The organism is Paenibacillus sp. FSL W8-0439, assembly GCF_038008995.1.
Classification (GTDB): Bacteria; Bacillota; Bacilli; order Paenibacillales; family Paenibacillaceae; genus Paenibacillus; species Paenibacillus polymyxa.
This window is the reverse complement of record NZ_JBBPAK010000001.1, coordinates 382301-405000: the sequence shown is the minus strand read 5'-3', so window position 1 is coordinate 405000 and position 22700 is coordinate 382301. Positions and strand designations below refer to the sequence as shown.

General features: G+C 47.3%; 18 protein-coding genes (1 of these 18 cut by a window edge). 4 read left to right on the top strand and 14 right to left on the bottom strand.

Annotated elements, in window-relative coordinates:
• From MKX36_RS01705 to MKX36_RS01655, 11 genes are all read right to left on the bottom strand, one after another.
• Positions 1-1398 carry the 5' portion of an FAD-dependent oxidoreductase gene (locus MKX36_RS01705; protein WP_340864112.1) on the bottom strand. The gene continues 213 nt to the left of window position 1, outside the view, so 1398 of the gene's 1611 nt are visible here — the first part of the coding sequence; the start codon lies at positions 1396-1398; the stop codon falls past the left edge of the window.
• 25 nt (positions 1399-1423) lie between these two features.
• Positions 1424-2365, bottom strand: a complete 942-nt coding sequence (locus MKX36_RS01700; protein WP_230877453.1) for an ROK family protein — start codon at positions 2363-2365, stop codon at positions 1424-1426.
• A gap of 116 nt (positions 2366-2481) precedes the next feature.
• Positions 2482-3321, bottom strand: coding sequence for a MurR/RpiR family transcriptional regulator (locus MKX36_RS01695; RefSeq protein ID WP_017425714.1), 840 nt, complete (start codon positions 3319-3321; stop codon positions 2482-2484).
• On the bottom strand, positions 3299-4018 hold the full coding sequence (locus MKX36_RS01690; RefSeq protein WP_019685891.1) for an N-acetylmannosamine-6-phosphate 2-epimerase: 720 nt from the start codon (positions 4016-4018) through the stop codon (positions 3299-3301). Before MKX36_RS01690 ends, MKX36_RS01695 begins: the two co-directional genes overlap by 23 nt.
• 5 nt (positions 4019-4023) lie before the next feature.
• The gene (locus MKX36_RS01685; RefSeq protein ID WP_340864111.1) at positions 4024-5565 is read right to left on the bottom strand and encodes a DUF4127 family protein; all 1542 of its coding nucleotides are present in this window, start codon (positions 5563-5565) and stop codon (positions 4024-4026) included.
• A gap of 95 nt (positions 5566-5660) precedes the next feature.
• Positions 5661-7487: a protein O-GlcNAcase gene (locus MKX36_RS01680; protein WP_340864110.1), complete on the bottom strand. Its 1827-nt coding sequence runs from the start codon at positions 7485-7487 to the stop codon at positions 5661-5663.
• 50 nt (positions 7488-7537) lie between these two features.
• Positions 7538-8428 carry a carbohydrate ABC transporter permease gene (locus tag MKX36_RS01675; RefSeq protein WP_025363791.1) on the bottom strand — a complete coding sequence of 297 codons (891 nt, stop codon included), beginning with the start codon at positions 8426-8428 and terminating at the stop codon, positions 7538-7540.
• Positions 8428-9309, bottom strand: coding sequence for a carbohydrate ABC transporter permease (locus MKX36_RS01670; protein ID WP_016820245.1), 882 nt, complete (start codon positions 9307-9309; stop codon positions 8428-8430). The genes MKX36_RS01675 and MKX36_RS01670 overlap by 1 nt, the downstream gene beginning before the upstream one ends.
• Before the next feature lie 64 nt (positions 9310-9373).
• On the bottom strand, positions 9374-10648 hold the full coding sequence (locus MKX36_RS01665; RefSeq protein WP_340864109.1) for an ABC transporter substrate-binding protein: 1275 nt from the start codon (positions 10646-10648) through the stop codon (positions 9374-9376).
• 184 nt (positions 10649-10832) lie between these two features.
• On the bottom strand, positions 10833-11396 hold the full coding sequence (locus MKX36_RS01660) for a DUF420 domain-containing protein (RefSeq protein WP_017425709.1): 564 nt from the start codon (positions 11394-11396) through the stop codon (positions 10833-10835).
• 291 nt (positions 11397-11687) lie between these two features.
• Entirely contained in the window at positions 11688-11963 is a 276-nt protein-coding gene (locus MKX36_RS01655) for a GNAT family N-acetyltransferase (RefSeq protein WP_013369011.1), read from the bottom strand.
• Between the two features lie 192 nt (positions 11964-12155).
• Here MKX36_RS01655 and MKX36_RS01650 point away from each other — a divergent pair, with 192 nt between their 5' ends.
• From MKX36_RS01650 to MKX36_RS01640, 3 genes are all read left to right on the top strand, one after another.
• Positions 12156-13118 (top strand): ATP-dependent DNA ligase, encoded by a 963-nt coding sequence (locus tag MKX36_RS01650; protein ID WP_340864108.1) that lies wholly within the window; start codon positions 12156-12158, stop codon positions 13116-13118.
• Between the two features lie 110 nt (positions 13119-13228).
• Positions 13229-13768, top strand: coding sequence for a MarR family winged helix-turn-helix transcriptional regulator (locus tag MKX36_RS01645; RefSeq protein ID WP_064961837.1), 540 nt, complete (start codon positions 13229-13231; stop codon positions 13766-13768).
• Positions 13765-14688, top strand: coding sequence for an alpha/beta hydrolase (locus MKX36_RS01640; RefSeq protein WP_340864107.1), 924 nt, complete (start codon positions 13765-13767; stop codon positions 14686-14688). The genes MKX36_RS01645 and MKX36_RS01640 overlap by 4 nt, the downstream gene beginning before the upstream one ends.
• Before the next feature lie 68 nt (positions 14689-14756).
• Here MKX36_RS01640 and MKX36_RS01635 read toward each other — a convergent pair whose 3' ends face one another.
• Complete coding sequence (locus tag MKX36_RS01635; RefSeq protein ID WP_340864106.1) at positions 14757-15692, bottom strand: manganese-dependent inorganic pyrophosphatase; 936 nt, start codon at positions 15690-15692, stop codon at positions 14757-14759.
• 362 nt (positions 15693-16054) lie between these two features.
• Here MKX36_RS01635 and MKX36_RS01630 point away from each other — a divergent pair, with 362 nt between their 5' ends.
• Positions 16055-20338: a S8 family serine peptidase gene (locus MKX36_RS01630; protein ID WP_340864105.1), complete on the top strand. Its 4284-nt coding sequence runs from the start codon at positions 16055-16057 to the stop codon at positions 20336-20338.
• Between the two features lie 84 nt (positions 20339-20422).
• Here MKX36_RS01630 and MKX36_RS01625 read toward each other — a convergent pair whose 3' ends face one another.
• A complete protein-coding gene (locus tag MKX36_RS01625; protein WP_340864104.1) occupies positions 20423-21919 on the bottom strand; it encodes a sensor histidine kinase in 1497 nt (498 codons plus the stop codon).
• Positions 21916-22602, bottom strand: coding sequence for a response regulator transcription factor (locus MKX36_RS01620; RefSeq protein WP_340864103.1), 687 nt, complete (start codon positions 22600-22602; stop codon positions 21916-21918). The genes MKX36_RS01625 and MKX36_RS01620 overlap by 4 nt, the downstream gene beginning before the upstream one ends.
• Between the last annotated feature and the right edge of the window lie 98 nt (positions 22603-22700).

Genomic DNA, 22700 nt, shown 5'->3' with positions numbered 1-22700 from the left:
TATTTGAGTCATCCCTATATTTTTGCAAGCAGGAAGCAAATTACGTACTCTCACGGGAATAAGTGAGCCCAATGGAATTTCATAAGGATAGTTAGGGATATAAAAGGTTCGCTGAGATACCGTAGTCGGATGAAGATCTAAATGATAGCTGCCCACACCTACACTGTCTGAATACCGTTTGGGTCCCTCCTTACCCCGAAGCTCACGACTTACATCAAACTCTGAGATCGTATACCTGGCCTTAATCCTACGCGACTCGCGAATATAAGCCGTTTTAGCCAGCCCGTCAGAAGTCCCAAGAAAATCACCCCGTGGTCTAATTCCTGGATAGCCGAAACCTCCATCTAAGCGGGGAGCTTCAGTTTGAAGCCAATATATTAATGAACGGGTCAACTCACGCGCTCCTTCGCGATGTTTTGCCTGCTCCTGAGCGGTGACGCCGATCAATGGTCCTAGGTAATAATCATTTTGCGCCCAGTTTAAAAGAGTAACCTCGCCATCGTTTAGCGGTTCGCTCCATATGGAAGGATCTACGATACGACGATAATCCCATAAGGATACAATACCCTGATCGTTAGGGAATAATGTGAACTGTTTTAGCTTACTGGTATCATCTGCATCTGTAGCAAACCAGCTCAAAATCGGAAAACGGGAAAATGACGGGATATAATCTCTCCAGAAATCGTATTGCTGCGGTCGCTCTATAATGAAGCTTTCCTGGGGGATATAGTCTACAGCAGCCACATGTGTGATAGATTGCATATCAAGAGGATTAGCACACTCCAGTGCGTGAGGCTCCCCCGTTGCAGCCCGTGACTCCGCTCCACTCGTATGCTCCACACCCGCCATGGGAAGGAGATCACCACACTCTGTGGCATCCAGATAAAACGTTCCACGCAGCACTCTGAGGCCACTCTTATGATCAGGATTATGCGAGGTACGGACGGTAACAGAAGTAATACAATCTCCATCTGTCTGAGCAGCAATAGGCACGGTGTGATAATATACACGAACGCGTCCCGTATTTAAGTAAGGAGCAAGCATATCCTCAAGCACCTGTAGAGCTACCCGTGGTTCATGGGCCAGACGACTTACCCAGCCGTTCCCAGGATTAAGAATCGGATCATTGTAGGCTTCTTCGGTTAACGGATAGTTCTGACGGTAATACTCGCGTACACGATTACGGAACTGACGATATGTTGCTGTGCAACCAAACTGTTCGATCCATCGGTGTTCATCTGGGGGAACAGCCTGTGAAGTTAATTGCCCTCCCAGCCAGTCCGTCTCCTCTGTCATGATGACTCTCATACCAGCTTTCGCCGCCGCAAGGGCTGCCGATGTCCCTCCCAGACCTCCGCCAATCACAACAACATCGGCATCAAGCCGTTTTTGCGTCATGGTTCGTTCCCCTTTCATTTTTGTACTAAGATTCCATCACTTCAAAAGCTAGTCTAGCAGCGCCTATGAATCCAGCGCGATTGCCCAACATTGCCCGACTTACTTCTGTTTGAACTCCCAGTTGGTACAAATGCTTTTCGAGCAAGGGCCACCATACCTCCCCCGCATCCGCTACTCCTCCCCCAACAATGATCAACTCAGGATCGAGGGTCACCGAAATATTAGCCAGAAGCACAGCCAAATCTGCCGTGTAGTCATCCAGCGCCTGAATTGTCTTCAGATTGCCGTGAGTGGCCTCTGTCACAATCTCGTTCCCCGAACGGTACAATTTTCCGGTGTATTCACTGCCTCGACGTAACAGGGCACTACCTGATACGTATTGCTCGGCACATCCCTTTTTCCCGCAATTACAAGGGTGACCTTTGGGAAATAAAATACTGTGCCCCCAATCGCCGCCGCTCCAGTGAGCCCCTCTACACAAGAGGCCATTTTCCATATACGCGCCTCCGACCCCTGTTCCCAAGGTGAGCATGACCAAGCGCTGTTTGCCCTTCCCAGCTCCCTGCCACGCTTCTCCTAGTAACGCAGCGTTCGCATCATTATCTGCAACCGCACGTAGCGCCAACTTTTCTTTAGCCCACTCCACCAAGGATGTCCCCTGCCAGCCAGGCAGGTTATCTGTGGCGTACACAACTTCACCGCTCTCCACGTTCACTCTGCCAGCAGTAGCAATACCTAAAGCGCCTATACCTATAGGGGTACTCACACTGGTATCTCCAAATGAACGCATCAGTCCGAATACAGCCTCAGACACACGCGACAACACCCATTCACGCCCACGTGAGGCATCTGTATCCATTCGGATTTCATCAAGTACCGATCCATCCCGCGCCACTATGGCGGCCTTTACGGAAGTTCCTCCAATGTCGACCCCAATGACTTTGTTCAATGCAACTGCCACCACCATATCCTCCTTGTTCCCCCACATAAAAGCTTACGAGCTCTTAGCACAAACCTTCTATAGATAGAAAAACATGATGAACTGTCGGAGCGTATCATATTCTAATCTACAACCGCAGAATCTCAATAACTTCGTTCAATAACCGCCCTCGCTGTTTTTTCCTTCATCTCTTCGGTGCGGCTTGTGTGCTTGCGAGCAAGTCCTTCGCAGATGAGGTCAATCACGAATAGCTGTGAGATTTTGGCGCCGATTGAACCGCCTTCTATCGGAGCTTCCTTCCCTGCGGTCAGTAAAACAATATCTGCAATGGAGGTAATAGGTGATTTTGCATAATTCGTAATTGCGATAACTGTTGCTCCGTTCTGCTTGGCCTTGTGCAGCATGTCGTTGGTATCCAGTGTACTTCCTGATACACTGATGCCAATAGCGACATCACCAGGACTCATGGACACGGCCATCATCGACTGAATATGTCCGTCTGCCACAGCCTCGGCGCGCCGCCCAATCCGCAAGAATCGGTTTTTAGCATCCTGTGCGGAAATTCCCGATGCACCTACACCGAAAAATTGAACATAACCCGCTTGATCGAGACACGCTATCGCACGACTAAGCTCCGAACGGTCCAAGAGCCCCATGCTGGAGTGCAAAATATCGAGCATATTGTGATACACCGTGCGGGTAATATCATGTTCGTGATCTGGGTCGATGTTCTCCTCGCTCATATCGGTTTTTCGATAAGTCTGGTTTTGTGCCAGCGACAGTCGGAAATCCTGATACCCTTTAAAACCAATTTTCCGGCAAAAACGCATAACCGTCGTTTCGCCTGTACCTGCAAAGTCAGCCAGCTCCGTCACGGAGAAATATATGATGTCAGCGGGGCACTCCAGTACGCACAAAGCGACTTTTTGCTCCGATTTCGTTAATGAAGGATAATACGTGTTAATTCGGTCGTTCATCTCCATAGATGCATTTCACTGCCTTCCTTGCGGCATCGGCAAACCGCTGCGTAATCAATTGGGGTCTAGTAATCGCCGAGCCTACAACCACTGCATGTGCACCCAGCCGAAATGCTTCCTCTACTTGTGCCGGATCATGGAATCTGCCTTCTGCAATGACAGGAACAGGAACCAGCTCTGATGCTCTCCGCACCAATTCCAGGTCTGGACCCTCTATCTGAATAGAATATGGCGTATAACCGGATAACGTCGTGGATACGCAGCCTACACCAAGGGAAGCCGCATGAAGCGCCTCCTCCAGTGTCGATATATCCGCCATGGAGGTGACTCCGTGCTCATGAGCGTAATCTATGAGTTGCTTCAGCTTGCTCCCCGCTGGGCGCGGTCGTGATGTGGCATCCAGCGCAATGATATCTGCACCTGCCTCCACCAGTTCCTCCATTTCACGGAGGGTAGGCGTAATGTAAATATCAGAATCATCATAATCCCGTTTAATCAAACCAATGACTGGTAGAGGGATCGCCTGTTTAATCGCACGTACATCCGATGCACCATTGGCACGAATCGCTACAGCTCCACCCTCCTGTGCAGCACGTGCCATTTTGACCATAAAATCTGTTCCATGCAACGGTTCGCCAGGTAGCGCCTGACAGGAAACGATCAGTCCATGCCGAACCTTGGATAATATAGCTTCCATCTCCATAGGAATCACTCCCTCTCCTCAGCATAATGCCGAACGGTCAATCCAACTTCAAAGGTACGGTTCCACGGCATGTAGCAATCTGTAATTTCCACGCGACCCTCCGGCCCGTTCACATATTCATCGAGCGCCTGCTCCAGCCGTCCGCGAATGACCGCAGCTACCGATCCTCTAGAGCCATCGAGCATAAACTTGTTAAAACCCATCTGCTCCACAATTCCATTATTCATAGCTGTACGTACCACAGCGCAATAACAGGCATCCTCAGCGTAGCGTAGCCCCAGAAAATCCTGGTGCTCCTCCGTAGGACCATAGCGAACATAAAGCATGGACTGGGCAATGACGGTACCGAGCGTATTAGAACTGGTATTCCAGCCTGCATAGCCTGCCAGTTTAAAAAGCAGTCCTTTTTGCTTCAATAGTCTAAGCAGCTTGAGATCGGCGCCGTTGGCGTAAGCTACATCAGCAATTGCAATATGTTTATTGGCATCATGCTGCATATGAGCACCGTACTCCACCAGTTCTACCAGATTCCGATGTACATCATATCCGGCCATCGCATGCTGCTGGGATGAAGCTTCTGCCATCGTGTCACCAGGTGTGTTGGCCAGCAAAATCAAATCAGCCTCCGCTGCTGAGGATGCAATCAGCCCACCTGCCGCTATAATCTGATACTTTAACGTTTCGTAAAAATAACGATCCTCAAAAAGCGGGACCACGAACGCCCCCTGCAAAGCAGACAATCGAGGATATACCAGTGGAACTACATGATTCGTCCGATTCACCCAACGAGCTAGCAACGTACAACCCACTTCGTCTGCCCCCGGATACATGTATACTTTCAAATCTAGCCCAAGCTCGGAAATACGACTTCTTAGTCGCTGTTGATCCTTGGCGGTATAGCCGTAGGGAGCCGAATCATCCTGTGGAATGATCATAAAATCAATCACGCCTTCTGCTACCAGTTCCAGTGTTACCTGATTGGCTTCCAAATTCACACGGCGACGCCCTAGATAATCGTCCAAAATCTCTATAGGCAAACGCTCGTCGATGTCCGCTAATTCCAGCAACTCTTCTGCGGTAGCAATCGCTAGCTCCTGACGATGCTCAATGAAACCCTTTCTGAATATCTCACGACCCCAATCAGCATAGTAGTCTGGTTCCTCATCAGCCAAAGAATATTGCGGACAACGCATAATCAATTGAAAGGCATACAGAGTTAGTTGCGGGTATAGCTGCTTCAACAGACGAAGACGATTGGCCCTGTCCGTGACCTGCTCAATCGACATTCCGTGTAGCCGAGAGGGTACAATTCCTCCGTACAGCAGCGTATCCATCGCAATAATCGCCCCATCAGCACTCGCCGCACGTTCTTCGAGCCATGCCCATAGTCTGGTCGTATCACCAGGGGTTTTCTTTTGTCCCATCCATTCTAAAGGAGGGCGCTCCATTTCAAGGTCTGTGCCCTGTGCTAGTAAGTAAGGAAATTGATAATTGCAGGGCCGCTCATCCAGCGGTACAAAAAGTAATCGGGTATTTGGCTTCACCATACGCTCCACCTCTCCTGGAAATTACCGTTATTCTAACGGCAAATGGTAATTTTCAAGGCAGCTATGCTGTCTTGTTTCTTAACCATCACCAATTCTCACAAGATCAGTCGATATTTGCCTTGTTCATCCTGATCGACATAACCCCACTGCACGGCGGCACGGATCGCCGGATTGTTCCCCAGTCGAGTCTCTGCTTCTAGGCAAGCCGTGATACCGCGTCGTAGTTCGTCCACGACCTCGTCCGTCAGAGGCGGCGGCTTTTGTCCGCCAGTTGCTTCGCTCTGCATGAGGTTTCCTAGCGACTGCACATCGTTCTGGCGCTCGTTGCCTAGCGCAGCTTGGCGCAGCACATGCCACAGGTCCACATCCAACTTGGCACGTTCCAGCCAAGGCGTAGCCTGTGCCACGAAGCCTGCCGCCGCATCATTGGCAGATATATTCTGTAGGACGCTCACAACGTGAAGCAGCCGCTCGAAGTAGATATCCAGCGCAGGGATATCGCGCATTTGCAAGGCAAGGTCCACGTCCTCATACGTGTTGCCGCCCAGTCGGCTGTTCTTGTTTTGGCGACAGAAAAACATCAGTTCATCTGCATGCTCCCCCGCTAACTCCCGCACAGCCCATTCCCAGGACAGCTCCGGCATATAACGCTCACTGTTCCACATATAGTGGGACATCGTAATAAGCGTCACCTTGGAGCACTCCCATTGGTTCATTGGGTTGGCCACCATGCCGGTATGTCCGCAAGCTGGAAGCCCGGAATACCGTCCGCGCAGCGGATCGAGGAATAACCGATCATGGTCACAATCATTCACCGGGATGTTATCCCATAACCACAGCTCATGCCCATAGAATGCATGATTATCGGCAGCATGCTGGCGACCAATCTGTGGAGCAAATACAAAGTATCCCGTCCAGAATACCTTAATATCTGGATGCAATCGCTCCCGGAAATCCTTTTTGTATTCGGTATCCCAATAGGACCAATATTCCGATGGACAGACTGTCAGCGTAAATTCAGGCAGCCGCTCAGCCAACCATGTATGAACCTTGTTCGTCAAAAAGACATGGGCGTGGCCCGAGCGGCCCAGCAAATGCCGATTTTCTCCTTTAAGGACGTAGTCAATGTCATCCATTAATACAGAAAAATGGCGCACGCCTATCGCTATCATGGCTGCCAACTTTTCCGTCAATTTGAGAAAATCTTCAGCGCTACCAAAATTCAGGTCATTCCCTGGACTAATACAATAGTGAAAATCAATCTCGTGCCGTTCACAGGCTTCCTTTAATTCGCGGATTTGGGCAAACATCTCCTCGGGGTACGGTTCCCTCCATAGCTCGCGATGATAGGGATCATCCTTGGGAGCGTACATAAACGTGTTCATCCGATGCGCAGCCATAAAATGAACGGCATCCAGCCGATCCGCGAAACTCCACGGTTTCCCGTAGAAGCCTTCAATGATTCCTCTGACCGGAAAGGAAGGCTCATCCCGAATAGATATCACCGGTAGCGTACATCGTTCCTGTTCTACTTGAAGCAGGAGATGTAGGGCATCCATGCCGTACTTAAGCCCTCTTTTATTGAACGCATGGATTTCAATTCTACCTTCCTTCTGAATGTCCAAACGATATCCATCTGCAGTAAGCGTTCCGTCATATTCGAGCATCAACTGCACGCTTCCCCTTGTTTCAGTCGGAACACCGGGCCCCGGAGGTGCAATGAGCCTGATCGGTCCCTCGGGGTCAAGCACACCTTCATACTCCTGATTCATTGCAAAGCGAGAGGACAGTTCACAGATCAGGTTCGGTTCAGAGATAACCAGTTTGTCCCCACTGTCATACACATCACGAAAATAATATTGAACCTCCTGCGGTGTTAGCCCTACATCCGAATTAGGTCTCATTCTTTTGGACAGTTCCATGCTAATCGTCTCCTTCCATTTACGGGCTCTCCGTAGCCGAGACTTCTGACTTAGCCTTTTACGGCTCCCGCCAAGCCTTCCATATAATAGCGCTGTGTGAACAGGAACAATATAATGATCGGCAATACCGAAATCATTGTGCCTGCAGCAATCCAGCCAAAATTATAGGCAAACTGACCATTGAGATACGTAAGCGCAGCTGCCAGCGGGTAAAGCTCCGTATCGTTCAGAATAACGATAGGCCACAGGAAGCTGTTCCAGAACGACATGGCCTCCAACAGAGAAATCACAGCAAGCGCCGGCTTGACCAGTGGAAGCACCAGCTGCCACCAAATTCGAAACTCCGAAGCGCCATCCATTTTACCTGAATCACGCACATCGGCGGGGATATGAATAAACGTCTGCCGCATTAGAAAAATGTTGAACACAGAGACTGCCCCAGGCAACACCACACCCATATATGTATTGCCCAGATGAAGCCCTTGAATGGTCAGATAATGCACAATAAATGCCGTGTAAGAAGGAATAATCATTGTAGCAATCAGCAGCGTAAACACCACATTTTTACCCTTAAAACGAAATACAGCCAAGGGATATCCCGTCAAACTGGCCAGTACCACATTGAGCACAACGCCCAACACCGTAATGATGACTGTATTCAGCATATATTTAGGGAAATCCATGAACTGCCACACCTGAACATAGTTGTCGAAATCAATAAAGGTCGGGAAGATCGCAGGCGGCGTTGAAAAAATATTACGGCCTGGCATGAGGGATACACTAAGCAGCCATAGAAACGGTCCCATCAAAAAGAGGGCTAGCAGCACTAAAAGCACATACATTACCGTCATTCTGATCACTCGACCAAGACTACGCATGATGCGACTGCTTTCTTTTTTAGGAAGAGACGAGCGCAGCATTTTATCATTCTGTAGATTCATCAATAGGGATTGACACCGCCTTTCCTATTGAATCGGAATACAATAATACTAAGTACCGCAATCATTGCACCGACAATTAAGCCAAGTGCCGAAGCGTACCCAAAATTAAACTGCTCCATCCCCTTTTGAAAAATATACAAGCTGGATGTCAACGTGGCCGTTCCCGGTCCACCCTTGGTTAACACATATACCTCATCAAATACGCGAATAGCTGACATGAGCGATATGAGGGTACAAAACAGAACGTATGGCTTCAGCAGCGGAAGTGTAATATGAACAATCAGACGCCATCGACTGGCTCCATCCACCCTAGCGGCTTCGTACAGATCTTGAGGAATGTTTTGTAATCCTGCCAGATAGAGCATCATATAATACCCGAGTCCCTTCCACATCGTGATGAACATCAGTACATACAAGGCTAAATTGCTGTCCGATAACCAGTGTATGTCTTTGCTAATCAAACCGACTTGTATAAGCAAATAGTTCACTACGCTGTTATTGCCCAACAGCCAGCTCCAAATTAAGGCCACAGCTACCATCGAAGTCACAACAGGGATGTAGTAGGTCGTACGAAATATTTTAATTCCGGGGATACGACTGTTCACCAGCACAGCCATCAGGATAGAGAATATTTGAAGAAAGGGAACAATGAGCACGTACAACAATGAGTTCCAAATCGAAATAAGAAAGTTACGGTCCTTAAACGCTGCTTCAAAATTATCCAGGCCGACAAAATGGGTATCTGATATGACAGAGTAGTCCGTCAATGCCAGCGGAATGCTGTAAATAATAGGCCAAAATACAAAGACGGCAAGCAATAACAGTCCCGGCGTCATAAAGGCCCAGGCCGTAAAGGACTCCGACCTCAACCATTTGATCATGCTGCATCACCACCTGATTTTGATAAATGAACAGGGGAGTATTCGCATTACTCCCCTGTCATACCTATTGCTTTAAAATATCATTCACTTCCTGCTCCAAGGCAGTAAGCGTCTCCTTCGTATTACTTCCGTTCAATAAAATATTTTGCAAGGCTCGCGCGATCGCGCTGTTCACATCCTTGGCATTAGGCACACCGACCATATAATCTGTCGCCTTATCCAAGCTTTGTGCAGATACTACCTTGGCTTGTGCCTCTAATGATTGGTCAGACTGAGTAAAATACGGGTCTTTAATCGATTCTTTCGTGGAAGGTAGTGTATTGGCCTCTTTAGAAAATGCCGTTTGACTCTCTGCATTTGTTAAGAAAACAGCAAATTTCACCGCCTCGTCTATATGTGCAGACTTGGTAGGTACGACCAGGTCCATAGAGTTGGAAAGCCGCAAATCAGCTTTACCGGTTGGGACGGGAACAGCAATCGTATTTTTATATACGTCCGGCGCTGCCGTTTTGATAAAATTAATGAATGTCGGGCCCGCCAGCTCGAAGGCAACCTGCTCGCCAGCGTAATATTTCACTTGCTGCGAGAAGTCAGCATCTTCCTTGAGCACGACACCATCTTCCATCTGTTTTTTTAGATTATCAATCATGGTGACTGCTTCTGGTGTGTTGAATGCAGCTGCTGTCTTTTCTTTATTTAAGATAGGAATACCGTCAACCGCAAAAAGCTTGGATACAAGCTGCTGAGCATAGCCGGCCTTACCGATTTTTCTATTGATTTGGCGGCCCCATTCTGACAATTCCTCCCGCGTTTTGGGCGGATGGGCAGGGTCCAATCCAGCAGCTTTAACTAGCTTTGTATTCATGTAAAGCACTTCCGTGCCTGTATACCAGGGTAGTGCATAAGCTTTACCGTTAATAACAGTCGAATTATAAATACCTTCGAAATAAGCAGCCTTTTCCTCAGGCGACAAGTGTTCATTCATATCAACAACAGCACCCTTAGAGCCCATTTGGCTAGCAAATTCCGTATTGAGATTCACTACATCCGGACTGCTGTTGCTAGCGATACTCGTCAACAACTTATTGGTCACTGCATCATACGGGTAATCCTTCCAATCAATTTTGACATTAGGGTTCTTCTGCTCATAATCGGCAATGACCCGATTAAAATACGGGGTAAATGTAGGTTGTAGCGCAATGGTCCAAAATTGGAGTGTCACTTTCCCTCCGTCTACCTTTTCCGGCTTTGAGCCTCCGCCACCGCAGCCGCTCAGCAGTACAACCAGCGCCAGCATAGATACAAGCAACCGTAACCTGCCTTTCGCTTTCTTTGTCACATGGTGACCCCCTTGTTCTTAGTTGATTAAGGTAAATTATAACAGAAATACCGTTATAGAAGGAACATTTTTTCAATAAAATAAATTTAGAAGGAATAATTTTTCTTTTATTGGATACAAAAAAGACGCCTCTTCAATAGAGACGCCATGTTTGCCAAATCAACCCGCAGAGGATTCATATCTATTAATAATATGGAGCCATGAAAACGTACACCAAAACTCCAGTCAAGCTCACATATAGCCAAATAGGCATCGTCCAACGGGCAATTTTACGATGTTTTGCTACCTGCATCGTCCATCCCCATACAACTGTGAATAGCGCCAACGGTACGATAATCGCCGCCAATATACTATGCGAAATCAACAGCGTAAAGTAAATCGGCCGAAGGATACCCACACCGCCATATTTTGCAGTTTCCGGTGAAATGTAATGGAAGGTCAGATAGGAAAATAAAAACAAAACGGTACTGGCGAAGGCCAGCAGAATAAAGGTTTTATGCACCTTAATGTTTTTCTTGAAAATCGCAACCAATGCAGCCACCAAGAAAATAAATGTGAAGCTGTTAAAAATCGCATTCAACCTTGGGAAAATAGTGAGATCAAAACTAACACTCCCCTGGTATCCGATCGGCGAAAAGAACAACAGCAAAATAATCACATTGGCTATAATGGAAACGGTGATAATCAAGGCTGTAAAATTACGATTGCTCGTTGGAACGTACTGCTTGTCCTCACTCGCTTTATTCATCATGAGCGTCTCCTTCGTTTAAATTCAGGTTTTCGTTATTTTTGCGGTCATAACCATAATATATTATATAGAACTCATAGATAGCCTGTGAAGTGACAACAGTATGAACAATTTCACAGCCATTCTCCAGAAAATATGCTTCATCGATTTGGGAACCACTCTTACTTCCCAATATCAACGGTAGAATGCATTCATTTTACAAGCTTTATGCACACAAAAAACACCGGGAAGGGATCGTTCCCCACTCCGGTGTTGTGTCGGCTATGCAATAACGCGCCTTGATAGCAATATTCATTGCTGCCAGACGTCGCTGTATTCCTGATGGCGCTTGAACAGAGCCAGCGCATACGAGCAAGCCGGGATCACCTTTTTATGCTGTTCCCTCGCCATAGCAACAACTTTGTCGATGAGCTCCTTGCCAATTTTTTGACCCCGTAACTGTTCAGATACAAATGTATGGTCAATGACCAGAGAGTGGTCATCTACAGATTTATAACCTACTTCTGCAACTACCTGTCCATCATCCACCATGACTACTGCATGGTCCTCCTCGCGAATTTGTCTCATGAGACCAATCCCCTTTCTGACTGAAGAAATGCCGTAACGACTCCATGCGAACGAACGCTGCATTCACTTGATACCCACGCTAGATATCCTTATCATTCCCCTATTTAGGGGACAGCGAAACATCACATACATAAAAAAGGAACTATCGTCGACACTATATTTATTCCAATTAAGGTAAAGGGAGGTGCTGTATTGGGTACGGAAATGAAACCTGTCATCCCGTTTGAACCAGAACTGAGTGAAAAAGTCCCTATAGATGCAGGCCCTTGGCGTTACGAAATAAAATGGGACGGTACAAGAATTTTAACGTATCACGACCAGGGCAACACGCGTCTGTTCAATCGTAAGCAGCATGAACGAACGCTGTTGTACCCGGAGCTTGCTCGCTTCTCCTCCTACTGTAGGGCAGATTCAGTCATACTGGACGGGGAGATGATCGCACTTGGTGCCGACGGTAAACCGTCGTTCCATGAAATTATGCGCCGGGATCTGATTCGCCGGACGGAGCGAATTCAGGCAGCCTATGAAGCCGTACCCGCTACTTACATGTTGTTTGACATTGTATATCTAAATGGGGAATGGGTTCATCGCAAACCGTTACAGGAAAGGCTTGAACTGCTGCATCAGATCATCATACCGAATGAACGGATCCAACTGGCTCCTGCTCATCCTGATGGACAGGCTCTTTTTCAGGTTATGTGCAGCCAAGGAATGGAAGGTATTGTGTGCAAAAAACTGGATAGTCCCTACACATTGGGCGGACAGGACAGACGATGGGTCAAGGTCAAAAATTATGGCGATATCATTGCCGTTATCGGTGGCTATACCCTGAACGGAGGTGTGATCAACGCTGTATTGCTGGGCCAGTATGATAAGCAAGGAATGCTGCGCTATATCGGGCACGTGGGTACAGGTAAGCTGACTCGTGGAGATTGGCGTCAGCTTACCGAGCGCCTGATACCACATACTCTATCGGAGCGACCTTTTATTAACAAACCGGATCGGCATCAAGACGCATTTTGGGTGAAGCCCATGTTTACCGCCAAAATTCAATATAGTGAGTGGCGGTGGCAAGAAGGACGTACCTTGCGTCAGCCCTCCATCCAAGCTCTTGTGGATCAAGGTATTGAACAGTGCATTGGACCCTGGAAGTGACGTTTTGCCGATACTTTTTCAAAAAATGCAGAACAAAGTTTGTATAAATCATTGCAACCAGTGGTTAATTAAATTACAGTTAACTAATTAACTACATCGAGGTGGATCGCATGTTCTTTTTTTTGGACTCCGAAATTCGTCAACTGGCCTATAACCTATTTCCAGGTGGCAATAAACCGATTGGTGTTTTGGTAGATTTATTTTCTATAACATACGAAATAAGAAAAAATATGGAAAAACGTTCGCGTGAGTTTGGTCTCTCCTATGGGCAATATATTGCACTTTGTGTACTTTCTGCGCAAAGAGATGAAATGTCATCTCCTTCAGCGTTGGCTGAAAAGATGGGTGTCAGCCGGGCAGCCATCAGTTCTATGGTCATTTCTCTTGAGCAAGAAGGATTCATAAATAAATACGACGATCCCAATGACAAGCGGGGAGTTTTTGTTTCTCTGAATGATAAAGGAAGAAGTAAAATCCAGCAGATGGACCCTTTTTTCATAGGGCTGGCTTCACGTCTGATGTCAGACTTTACTGAATCGGAACTCTGCCAGTTTCAGACCTATTTGTCACGCGTACGAGATGCTTTTGAAGATGTTAAAGGTTCGCGTCTAACCACCCCCAGCGCCCTCAGAGAGGAGAAAGACAAATGATGCGAAGACTGAGACAAAATCTGTTCGTCAAACTTGCCCGCAGATCGGCTGGCCGAATGATAACAGCATCCGATTTTAAGCCTTCGCATGCTCCCAAAGTACATCGGACTGAGAGAATGATCCCCACCTCTGTAGGTGATTCCAGGGTAATTGTATATGAACCTTCCCTCCGGTCTGCTGATCCACTCCCTGTATTCGTCAATTTTCATGGTAGCGGATTCATAATGGGCAGCGCTGAAATGGATGACCCCTGGTGCCCGGTCATTGCCGAACGAGCGAATTGTGTCGTCGTTAATGTCGATTATCGCTTGGCCCCGGAGCATAAATTCCCTATTCCGCTACAGGAAAGTTATGATGTGACCCAATGGGTGTACAAGCATCCTGACGTACTAAACATCGATCCCCAACGCATTGCGGTCGGCGGACATAGTGCAGGAGGTAATCTTGCAGCAGCGCTGTGTCTTATGGCCCGGGATCGCAAAGAATTCCCAATTGTGTATCAGGTGCTGGATTACCCATCACTGGATATTGCTACAGATCCCAAGCTGAAGCCCCAATTTGAGAAGGCGATCCCGCCTCGTGTGGCAAAAATCTTCAATGAAAGCTATTTGCGCTCGCCAGATGAGGCGCGAAATCCGTTGGTTTCTCCTATTTATGCAGAATCGCTGCATGATCTTCCTCCTGCGCTGATCATAACAGCTGAGTTGGATTCCTTGGCTGAGGAAGCTGAGCTGTACGCCAAGCGGCTGATTGAAGCGGATGTGCCCGTAACATATAAGAAATATATGGGCGCCGCACATGCTTTTACTCATAGCGGGGATCTCGCTGTAGCTGAAAGTGCCTGGCACCTGATGAGCGACCAGTTGAAGTTGGCATTTGAATTTCGTATCGAGGACACTCTGGCAGAGCTGAAGAAATAAAAATAAAAATAAGCCTCCTACTTCCACTGCCCTCATGCAGTCGGGTTCAGGAGGCTTATTTTTTATCATTACAAACTGTTAAAAGCTTCAGTCAATACAGGTACAATTTGCGATTTGCGCGATACGACGCCTTTCAGAACAGCCTTGTTGTCATCCAACTGTACATTGTAGGCTTTTTCAACTGCCTGAGCCTGGCTTCCCAGCGCAATACCAATGGAATCACTGTTCACAATGTCTGTTACGACGAACAAGAACAGATCAAGATTTTTGGCTGCAATGGTTTGGGACAAAGCAGCTTCCAGATCAGCTTGACGGGACAATACGTCGTTTACGTCTACTGCGTTCACTTGTGCGATTTCCACTTTGCGTCCATTCATCTGGAATTCTTTGGCGTCCAAGCTTACTAACTGCTCAATCGTGTGGCCACTCAAATCAGCACCCGCTTTAAGCAAGTCAAAACCGTAACGGTCTGCATCCACACCAGCAATTTCAGCCAGTTCGCGGGCAGCGGCTACATCCTGATCTGTGCAAGTCGGGGACTTGAACAACAGGGAATCAGAAATAATCGCGGACAACATCAGACCTGCGATTTCTTTGGGAATGGCTACACCATTTTCCTTGTAGAGCTTGTTCAAAATGGTGGCTGTGCAACCTACTGGCTCAGCACGGAAGTACAGCGGCTGGCTTGTTTCAAAGTTAGCGATCCGGTGGTGATCGATGACTTCAGTTACGCGCACCTTGTCAATGTCAGTTGCGCTTTGCTGGCGTTCATTATGATCGACCAGAATGACGCTGTCTGTTTCATTAGCAACCTGCTCAACCAAACGCGGCGCGCTCACTTTGAAATAATCCAGCGCATACTGCGTTTCCCCGTTAACCTCGCCCAGACGAACCGGCTCTACGTCCGCGCCCAGTTTGGTTTTCAAGTCTGCATAAGCAATAGCTGAGCAAATGGTATCCGTATCCGGATTTTTATGCCCAAAAATCAATGTTTTTGCCAACATAATCGACTCCTTCACCTTAAGCATTTTACGTGATTGTGTAACCTCAACAATTCCAATGCAGATTATATCATTAAATCTTGCATTCTCCCATTCCTCTTCGATTGATTTCAAAAATAATCTAGTAAATTCATAACATTTCCATGGAATCTATATGTGAAGTTAACCTTATTTTTTCTAAAAATATAAAAAACATATAGTAATATATCCCACCAATATGGTAAGATATGCCTCAAAACTGGCAAGTTAGTCACCAGTGGTCAATTCTATTATTTTAGATATTAAGGGAGGCGTGAGAACAACGGCAGTGGCTTCAAATCCTAGTATGTAGAGATATCATATTTTGATTGAAAAGAGGGAAATCTTTGAAAAAGCCGATTATTTTGCAAAAAATACCTGTCGTATCACTCGCTCTTGCCTTGACGGTAAGCTTATCTCTACCGTCTTTCAGTTCTGCCGCTACTGCAGATCTGCCAATCGACTCATTTTTAAAAGCTCAGGAAGCATTAACTATTGAGTCGGCTCCAGCCTTTATCTCACCTGAGCTGAGCACAGACTCCTCTCGTCAGGTCAGAGTCATCGTACAGCTTGATGGTGAGCCCCTAGCTGTGGACAAATATGCCGCACGTTCAAGCGCCAAAGCTTTCACCGCTCAATCCGAGCAAAAAGCCGAATCTGCGATCGCCACCGAGCAAACAACGTTCGTAGACCAAGCCGCTGAGCACGGCATTTCCCTTCAAGTGAATTACCAGTACAATACGGTGCTTAACGGACTGGAGGTTACAGTGCCAGCCAATAAAATTCCAGAATTGGCTAAACTACCAGGCGTTAAATCCATTCACGAAAACAAAACATATTATTCCATCCCCGTGCAGGACCCACCAACACTTACAGCCAATGAAGCCACTTATGACAATGCACCACTGGACCAAATTGGTGTGCCTGAAGCCTGGGCCAAAGGATTGCATGGCGAGGGAATCAAGGTCGGGGTTATTGATACCGGTATTGATTATGAGCATCCAGATTTGAAAGAAGCCTACAAAGGCGGATATGACTCTTTTGAACAGGACAACGACCCTTACGAGGAACCGTTCCTTGAAAAAGAGAATGATCCGTACGGCACAGGTTTTAGTGGAACGACACATGGTACTCATGTCTCCGGTACCATTGCCGGGAAAGCTGCAAATAAATCCTCGGATATTGTACAAAAAGGCATTGCCTATAAATCGGACTTATATGTGTATAAGGTGCTTGGACGCAATACCAAGACCGGTCGTTCCTCCGGTTCCTCGGCTCAGGTCATTGACGGTATTGAACGTGCTGTCAAGGATGGCATGAATGTCATCAACCTGTCGCTAGGTTCAGATTCTGAAAAGGATCCCAACTCCCCGGATGCCATCGCCATCAATAATGCGGTACTTTCCGGGGTAGTCGCGGTCATCGCGAACGGTAACGCTGCACAACAAGGACCCTATTTTTATTCCATGGGTTCTCCCGCAACATCCCAGCTAGCGATTTCCGTTGGTGCAGCCACTTCGCCGAGCCATAGCTATTCAAATAAAGCATCCGTCAATCTTGTAACCTATGGTGATGATGAAAAGCCTTTAACAGTTACATCAGATACCTATTACAATTTTAATATGATGGCTTGGCAAACATTTCATGAGGATTTTTCTTCTATTTTGGGGACAGAACCATTGGAATTAGTTTATGCCAATTTGGGATATCCAGATGATTTCACTTCTAAAGATGTAAAAGATAAGGTTGTGATCGTATCGCGTGGCGTCTTGGGCTTCGTAGACAAGATCGCAAACGCACAACAAAATGGTGTAAAGGCTATTATTATTTTTAATGGTCAAGCAAAATCTGGCGACAGCACACAAGCCAATCTGAGTGAAGCTATCCCTGGTTACGATGGTTACATTAATTCAAATCAAGGAGACAATGTAGATTATATCCCTACCTTTGACATGACAGGAAAAGAAGGTAGAGCACTGGCAAGACAAATCATTGAAAGCCAAAACCACAAACAAAAATTCTTTATTGCTTTTGGAGAAGAGTATCGTCGTACTGACAATCCTGGTAATACCATGGCGGGATTTAGCTCCCGCGGACCCAATGGCGATGAACTGCTGAGCATCAAACCGGACGTGAGCGCACCAGGGGTTAGCATCATGTCGACGTACCCTGCCTTCGCCAAGTTCTATCCGGATGCATCCTATGAGCAAGCTTACAAACGCAGCAACGGAACGAGTATGGCATCTCCGCATGTGGCTGGACTTGCCGTGCTGCTGAAACAGCAGCATCCGAACTGGACACCGTTTGATATCCGCGCTGCTCTGGCAAACACTTCGGTTACACTCTTTGATGAGGATAAAATCCAATATGATGTGTATTCCCAAGGTGCAGGTCTTGTAAACATTGCAAATGCGATTCAGACTCCAGCCCTACTGGAAACCGTTGAAAAGATTACGATTCTTGACAAGAACTTTAATCGGCAGGAGGTTGTGAATTACAATCCTTCCGCCAGCTTCGGGGTGTTACGACCGGGTAGTGATGCGAAGCAGATCCAGCTTCAGCTCAAAAACTTATCCGCAAACCCTGTGCAGTATGAAGCCAGCTACGTTTTACATGATAATGTCACCTCTGATCCGACTAAGCCTATTGCTACCCCTGATGTGAGCAACATTGCCGTTCAGTTGCAGGGTGTTGGCGCGAATGGAGCCATCACGGCAGAACCTGGCAAGTCACAACCGTTTTTCCTGTCTGTACAACCAAGTTCGAGTGCAGCTACAGGTGTATATGAAGGAGAAGTTATTTTAAAAAGCGCTGGACAGCCGACACTTCATCTTCCGTTCGTTGTGTATGTCGGCAAAGAAAATCCAACGACAGGTTTCGGCTTGCAGGATCTAAGTTTCACGAACCCGATTATTTATCCAAGTCGTACAGGTGCGGAGCGCACAACAGATTTGGCTTTCCGTCTGACCACAGATAAAACCAATCAGATCGCGCTCTATGTATACGGATTAGATGATAAGCTAATCGGTCTGATTGATGGGATTGCCACTACCAAAGAACAAGGAGCTAACGCTCGCCTCAAACAAGGCGCATATTCCTTTAAGGGGATTAACGGAAGTTATGTTGAATTTGATGAGAATGGCAAGCCTGTTCTGGATGCTAACGGTCAGCCGGTTATTCAACACTTGAAGGATGGCGTGTACAAGCTGGAAGTCAGCTCTCCAGAACTGAATGAAAAGGGAGAAGTTGAACGTAATACCGATGGTCCTAAACTGTTCACTGCCACGAAATCGATCCGCGTGGATAATAGTGCCGCTTCCGGTAGTAGTAGCGGCGGCGGAGGTGGAGGTGGCGGCAGAAGCAATACTACACCTTCTGCTGCAACGAATACATCCACCCCTGTCGCTACATCTGCACCTTCGCTGCAAAGCGTAGTGAAGCAAGGACAAGCTGTAAAAGCTGTGCCTACAGCCGTTGCGTTAAACAATAATGTACAGTCACTGACAGTAGCTGATGCAGATCTGCAGGCTACCGTGACAGCAGCTGGCTCCAGTCCGACAGCTATCGTATTGTCGGCTACTAGCCAAGCAGGCCAAACGACTAAGGCATCACTCACTTCGTCACAGCTGGCAACACTGGGCAAAGCCGCAGCAGGAAGCAGCCTGATTGTGAGCAATACAGGTTCTTCCCTGGCATTGCCGGTATCTGCTCTAAAAAATGCACCTGAAGGTGCAGGCATTGAAGTGGTCATCAGTAGCCAGGCAGAGGCGAGCGGCACATTTACAAGCAAGCTTAAAGGCTCGAATGTGATCGGCACCCCGGTAGGGTTTGAGGTCAACGTTGTCACTGGTGGCAAGAGTCAACCGCTCAAAGTGGTCCCAGGACAGTTCATTAGCCGATCCTTTACCGTACCTGGTCAAATTGATCCTAATACAGCCGGTGTGCTCTATACGGCGAATGGAAATGTCTATCCCGTTCCATCCGTTTTCACCAAGCAAGCTGATGGATCTACCATCGTTAAGGTAAGTCGTCCAGGCTTCTCCACGTATGCAGCGGCGACACGTCCTGTTAGCTTTGAAGATATTTCATCGTCGTATGCCCAATCCGAAATTCGATCGCTAGCGAATAAGTTGCTAATTAACGGCACAACCGACACAACATTCTCACCGAAGCAAAACGTGACGCGTGCAGAATTTGCAGCCTTGATCACCCGGGCACTTGGCCTGACACCAGGTACTGCTGCACCATTCAGTGATATTCCGGCAGGTAGCTGGTATTCCGGGGATGTGGCAGCCGCTTATGAGGCCGGATTGATTACAGGTCGCAATAACGACAAGTTTGATCCGCAAGCAAATATCAGTCGTCAAGAAATTGCTGTTGTGCTGGGCAAAGCAGTGGACTTGCTTCAAATCAAAACAGCAACCGATGGTCCTGCACGCACACCGTACCATGATACTTCATCCTTTGCAGGCTATGCCAAGGACAGTATTGAAAAAGTAAGTGCAGCAGGTATTATTAACGGAGCCACGATCAAAGGCTCTTCCTACTTCCAGCCGAATGCACCTACAACACGTGAGGCATCTGCCAAGGTGCTGCATGTACTTTTACAAAAAGCTGCGCTGATTAACTAACAATTAAAAAAGCCCCCCAAGCCGTTATTTAACCAAAGTCGCGGTTTGGGGGGCTATTCTTATGTTAGACCATAATCTGCGATACTATACTGTTCCTGCTAAAGGCAGCGTTACTTTAAATATACTCCCCGTTCCCAGTGTGCTTTCAGCTGTAATGCTCCCACCGTGAGCTTCCACGATCGATTGTGTAATAGCCAGACCAAGGCCCGCTCCACCTGAGCTGCGTGTACGTGATTCATCTCCACGATAAAATCGCTCAAATATCCGCTCCAGCTGTTCCTTCTCCATGCCGGGTCCATTATCACGAATTTGAATATCTGCCAGTTTCTTACCAGCCGATAGGTTGACATGGATCACGCCCTTCTCCATATCGGTATGTTGAACAGCATTGTGAAACAGGTTAAGCACGACTTGTTTGATCTTATCGCCTTCTGCCAATACCCGTACACCTGCTGTCATATCAAAAACTACCTTACGTGTGCCTGCCAGCATAAGGAGCTGCGGTTTCATTTCCAGCAGCAATGCATCTAGCGATATATCTTCCAGCTTCAACTCTGGTGTTCGATCCAGCTTAGCCAGCAATAGCAAATCAGAGACAAGCTTATTCATCCGCTTGGATTCACCATACATACTCTCTAGTGCTGATTGGAGCTGCTTTGGATTGGATGCTGCTCCACGAAGCAGCACTTCCAAGAAACCGTGAATGGATGTGAGCGGGGTACGCAGTTCATGGGAGGCATCCGCAATAAATCGTCGCATTTGCATCTGCAATTCCCGCTCGGCAGCAAAAGAATGCTCCAACCGCTCCAGCATTCCATTAAATGAAACTGCCAAGCGATCTACCTCATACTGACCCTGCTCTGCGTCAAAGCGCTCGTCCAAATTGCCCGCATCAATACGTTTGACTGCCTCGACCATTCTGGAAAGAGGAACCAATGTGCGGCGAAGCACAGGAAGCATAAGTGCTAAACCAATCGCAAGTGCAATCAGGGACAATAAAATAAAGGTGCGGAGTTGATTGATCAACTGCGCCTGCATAGAATTCGTGGATACGCCCATTTGAAGTAACCCTGACGAACGGTCTGGTGGTCCGAGTGGGCGAAACACAACCAGCTGCTCTTTTCCCTGAGCATCCGTAATTAATTGATAGCCGTGACGCATGCGCTTGCTCTGCTGCATTGCTTGATACTGCTGAGTGGTGAGGCGCGGCGGTTTAAGTCCATTTTCATTGGACAAGCTCTGGAAGGTGCCGTCTATACCTATAGAAGCAAGCGACATATCCGGCCAAAACAGAAATGGTCCCGGTCGATTACTTCTCCGATTGGTCTCATCTTGAGGAACAGTGACCCCAGCCCCGCTCTTTTCCTGCGAATCCTTAATCAATAAGTCGGCAGGTATTGAATTCAGCTGTGTATCCATAGCTTCCGCCCGACTGCGATACAAAAAATCTTTCATTAAAAAGTATTGGAGAAAACCGATCAATACGAGCAATAAAGCCAAAATGAGTAAGGTTCTGGCCAAAAGCTGGGACCGGAGAGAACGAAGCGCATATTTTCTCCGACTTTTCCCTCCCGCCTTCATAACAAATCCACTCGGTACCCAACACCACGCAGCGTCCGAATGACCCGATGTTCCTTATCTTTGAGTTTTTCACGTAAGGAGCGAATATACACTTCCACAATATTATCCTCGCCCCCAAAATCGTACCCCCAGACTCGGTCCAAAATACGACTTTTACTCAGCACAATTCCGTGATTCAACACCAGAAACTTCAATAGTTCGTATTCGGTAGGCGATAACTCCAGCACCTGGTTCTGATAGCGAATCTCCTTCCGTCGGTCATCCACTTGAAAGGGTCCGTGAACCACTTCCCCCAACAGGTCAGGGAACTGATTTCGCAAACGCGCTTCGATGCGAGCCAGCAGCTCATTAAAACTGAAGGGCTTTACGATATAATCATCCGCGCCGAGCTTGAGTCCTTTTACCCGATCATCCACATCATCCTTGGCTGTCAGCATAATGACTGCGATGTTATCCTCTGTCTCCTTAAGACTTTGGCATACCTCAAAACCGTTCATTTCCGGCATCATCACATCCAGCACCGCTACATGCGGGCGAAACTCTCTAGCCAGATCGAGCGCTGCACTCCCGTTCTCGGCGGTTCTGACTTCATACCCTTCATTAATCAGTCCAAGCTCTAAAAATTGCAAAATATGAGGCTCATCGTCCGCCAGCATAATCTTAACTCCGTGTATTGGTTTCATCATTAATCTTCCCTTTCATATTGGCGCATTTTTCTCACATTAAAAGTCGGTTCATTTTCACCTGTATCTAATATACCTGAATCCTGCCGTAAAAAAAG

Bases quoted from the DNA above. Each gene is read 5' to 3' on its own strand.
- MKX36_RS01640 (WP_340864107.1), top strand. From the start codon at position 13,765: ATGATGCGAAGACTGAGACAAAATCTGTTCGTCAAACTTGCCCGCAGA.
- MKX36_RS01660 (WP_017425709.1), bottom strand. From the start codon at position 11,396: ATGAATAAAGCGAGTGAGGACAAGCAGTACGTTCCAACGAGCAATCGT.
- MKX36_RS01625 (WP_340864104.1), bottom strand. From the start codon at position 21,919: ATGAAGGCGGGAGGGAAAAGTCGGAGAAAATATGCGCTTCGTTCTCTC.
- MKX36_RS01700 (WP_230877453.1), bottom strand. From the start codon at position 2,365: ATGGTGGTGGCAGTTGCATTGAACAAAGTCATTGGGGTCGACATTGGA.
- MKX36_RS01670 (WP_016820245.1), bottom strand. From the start codon at position 9,309: ATGATCAAATGGTTGAGGTCGGAGTCCTTTACGGCCTGGGCCTTTATG.
- MKX36_RS01685 (WP_340864111.1), bottom strand. From the start codon at position 5,565: ATGGTGAAGCCAAATACCCGATTACTTTTTGTACCGCTGGATGAGCGG.
- MKX36_RS01695 (WP_017425714.1), bottom strand. From the start codon at position 3,321: ATGGAGATGAACGACCGAATTAACACGTATTATCCTTCATTAACGAAA.
- MKX36_RS01620 (WP_340864103.1), bottom strand. From the start codon at position 22,602: ATGAAACCAATACACGGAGTTAAGATTATGCTGGCGGACGATGAGCCT.
- MKX36_RS01635 (WP_340864106.1), bottom strand. From the start codon at position 15,692: ATGTTGGCAAAAACATTGATTTTTGGGCATAAAAATCCGGATACGGAT.
- MKX36_RS01680 (WP_340864110.1), bottom strand. From the start codon at position 7,487: ATGGAACTGTCCAAAAGAATGAGACCTAATTCGGATGTAGGGCTAACA.
- MKX36_RS01655 (WP_013369011.1), bottom strand. From the start codon at position 11,963: ATGAGACAAATTCGCGAGGAGGACCATGCAGTAGTCATGGTGGATGAT.
- MKX36_RS01690 (WP_019685891.1), bottom strand. From the start codon at position 4,018: ATGGAGATGGAAGCTATATTATCCAAGGTTCGGCATGGACTGATCGTT.
- MKX36_RS01675 (WP_025363791.1), bottom strand. From the start codon at position 8,428: ATGAATCTACAGAATGATAAAATGCTGCGCTCGTCTCTTCCTAAAAAA.
- MKX36_RS01645 (WP_064961837.1), top strand. From the start codon at position 13,229: ATGTTCTTTTTTTTGGACTCCGAAATTCGTCAACTGGCCTATAACCTA.